Source organism: Candidatus Methylomirabilota bacterium (assembly GCA_036005065.1).
Classification (GTDB): domain Bacteria; phylum Methylomirabilota; class Methylomirabilia; order Rokubacteriales; family DASRDR01; genus DASYQW01.
In genome coordinates this window covers 1-3,101 of sequence record DASYQW010000082.1, presented here as the reverse complement: position 1 = coordinate 3,101, position 3,101 = coordinate 1, and the positions used below count along the sequence as shown (strand labels likewise).

Genomic DNA, 3,101 nt, shown 5'->3' with positions numbered 1-3,101 from the left:
CACCCACCCAGCCCGAAATGGGGGGGGAGGTTCGGAGGGGGCCGTGGAGGCTCCCTCCGATGGTCTAGTGTGGGGATTGGTGCCGGCGCTGGGCCTCCCGATCGTCGTCGGCGGGATCGCGGTGCGCGCGGCCCGCGCCGGGGGTGGATCCGGCCGAGCGAGCCGGATCCTCGACGGGTGCCTCGCGGTGGGCCTGGGGCTCGGCCTCGCGTCCTGCGGGTTCTTCGTCGCGATGGCGATCCTCGGCTCCTCCCGGTGGGCGCCCATGATCGGGGATCTGGGACTCCTCGGCCTGGCGGTGACGATCCTTGCCGGCCGCCGCCGGCGGTCGGCGGGTGCGGCCGACTCCGCGCGGACCGCGCGCCCGGCCACACCGGATTCAGGCGGCGCCGGGCTCCTGCGGGCCGCGGTCGTCCTGGCGGCCCTCGCCGCCCTCGGCGCCTTCGCCCTCGCCTCCTGGCTCCGCCCTCACGGGGAGTGGGATGCGTGGGCCGTGTGGAACCTCCGGGCCCGCTTCCTCTTCGAGGGCGGCGAGCACTGGCGCGACGCCTTCTCCGCGCTCCTGGCGTGGTCGCGGCCGGACCACCCGCAGATGCTCCCGGCTCTCGTCGCCCGGGGCTGGGGCTACGTGGGTCGGGCGACCGTGGTGGTGCCCGCCGTGGTCGCCCTCTGCTTCACCTTCGCCACCGTCCTTCTCGTCGGGTCGGCGGTGGCGACGGGGCGGGGAGAGATCCAGGGCCTCCTGGCGGCGCTCGTGCTGCTGGGCAGCCCCCGCTTCACGGCCCACGGGAGCGCGCAGTACGCCGACATCCCCCTCGGGTTCTTCATGGCCGCCACCTTGGTGCTGCTCTGGCAGTACGATCGGCAGGGCCGCTCGCATCCGGGGACCGTGGCGCTGGCCGGCACGATGGTGGGTCTGGCGGCCTGGACGAAGAACGAGGGACTGGTGTTCGCGACGGCGCTCGCGCTCGGGCGACTCGCCCTCCGCCTGGCCGTGATCGGCTGGCGGGGCTCCCTCCGGGAGCTCGGGGCGTTCGCGGGAGGGGCGGTTCCGGTCCTGGCGGTGGTCGCCTCCTTCAAGCTCGCGCTGGCGCCACCGAGCTACATGACGGAGGACTGGCGGCTTCCCCTCCTGGTGGCGAGACTGACCGACGGCGCGCGCTATGCCGTCGTCGGACGCGCGCTCGGCACGGACCTGCTGACCCTGGGCGGCTGGGCGGTGAGCGTCCTCGCTCTCCTGGCGGCCTACGCGCTCCTGGTGGGAGCCCGGATCGAGCCGGAGGACCGGGCTCCCCTCGCGGCCTCGGTCGTGACCCTCGCGCTCGTGCTGGCGGGCTATGTCGCCGTGTACCTCTTCCTCCCGCTTGAGCTGGAGTGGCATCTCCGGGCGTCGCTGCCGCGTCTCTTGCTGCAGCTCTGGCCGAGCTGGGTCTTCGTCTACTGGCTCGTGGTGAGGCCGCTCGGCCCGGCGGATCGCCGAATTCGATGACACACCCGGAGACCGGCCGGCCGCTCACGCTGGCGTCGCGCGGTATCGTGACGTCGCCCCATTCCCTGGCCTCCGCCGCCGGGGTCGCCACCCTCCGAGGCGGCGGCTCGGCGGTCGACGCCGCCATCACGGCCAGCGCGGTCCTGAGCGTCGTCTACCCGCACATGACGTCCGTGGGGGGCGATGCGTTCTGGCTGCTCTACGACGCGGCTCGGCGAGAGGTCCGGTTCCTGAACGCGGCTGGCCGGGCCCCGGCCGCGGCGACGATCGAGGCCTATCGCGCGCGCGGCCTCACCGAGATCCCGCATCGCGGCTGGCTCTCGGTCGCGAACGCGCCGGGCCTGGTCGCGGGCTGGGTGATGGCCCACCAGGCGTACGGGCGCCGGCCGCTGGTCGAATTGCTCACGCCGGCGGTCGAGTACGCCCGGGACGGCTTCCCGGTGACGGCCCGCCTCACCCGCTGGATCGCGCGGACCCAGGACGTGCTGGCCGCGGTCCCCGAGACAGCGGCGATCTTCCTGCCCGCCGGGATGCCACCGCAGCCGGGACAGCGGCTCCGCGTCCCCGACCTGGCCCGCACTCTCGAGACGATCGGCGCCGCCGGACGCGCGGGCTTCTACGAGGGCGCGGTGGCGCAGGAGATCGCGCGGGCGAGCCGCGCGGGCGGCGGCTTCCTCGATGCCGCCGATCTCGCGGCGACCCGGGCCGAGTGGGGAACGCCGCTCCGCGGGACCTACCGGGGCGTCACGCTCTACGAGACGCCGCCGCCCACCCAGGGCTTCGCCGCCCTCCTGATGCTGGGCATCGTGGCCGACGACGACCTGGCCCGGCTCGGCTCCCAGTCAGCCGATTACGTGCATCTCCTGGTGGAGGCCAAGAAGGTCGCCTTCGCCGATCGGAACCGGTATCTGGCCGATCCGGACGCCGCCTCGGTGCCGACAGCGCGGCTCACCGACCCGGCCTATGCGCGCCAGCGGCGGACCCTGATCCGCGCCGATCGAGCGCAGGCCTGGGACCAGGTTCCGGCCGGGAGCCTCGCCGGCGACACCGTCTACCTGGCGGCCGTGGATGGCGAGGGCAACGCCGTCTCTCTGATCCAGTCCCTCTACTTCGGTTTCGGCTCCGGGGTCGTGGCCGGGCGCACGGGAGTCCTCCTCCAGAACCGCGGCGCCTACTTTTCGCTCGAGCCCGCGCACCCCAACGCGCTCGCGCCCGGCAAACAGCCGGCCCACACGCTGATGGCCTCGCTCGCCTTCGAGGGCGATCGCCTCCGCTGGGTTTTCGGCTGCATGGGCGCCGACGGCCAGCCCCAGATCCACGTGCAGGTCTACTCGGCGCTCATCGACTTCGGCCTCGACCTCCAGCAGGCGATCGAGGCGCCGCGCTGGCTGGCCGGACGGTTCGTCCTGGGCGACCCGCGGGAGCGCCTGAACCTGGAAAGCCGCTTCCCGGAGGCGACCATCGCGGATCTGGAGGCTCGCGGGCACCACGTGACGCGCTGGGAGCCGTGGGCCGAGCTGGCCGGACACGCCCACGGCATCGAGGTCCAACCCGGGACCGGCACGCGGATGGGCGCCGCCGATCCCCGCTCGGACGGCGCGGCGATCGGGTA

General features: G+C 74.2%; 2 protein-coding genes. Both read left to right on the top strand.

The annotated features are described in order from the left end of the window. The first annotated feature begins 79 nt into the window (after nt 1-79). Entirely contained in the window at nt 80-1,489 is a 1,410-nt protein-coding gene (locus VGW35_06330) for a phospholipid carrier-dependent glycosyltransferase (GenBank protein ID HEV8307268.1), read from the top strand. After that, nucleotides 1,486-3,101, top strand: a 1,616-nt coding sequence (ggt, locus tag VGW35_06325) for a gamma-glutamyltransferase (GenBank protein HEV8307267.1), incomplete at its 3' end; no start/stop codon positions are given. The genes VGW35_06330 and ggt, both read left to right, overlap by 4 nt.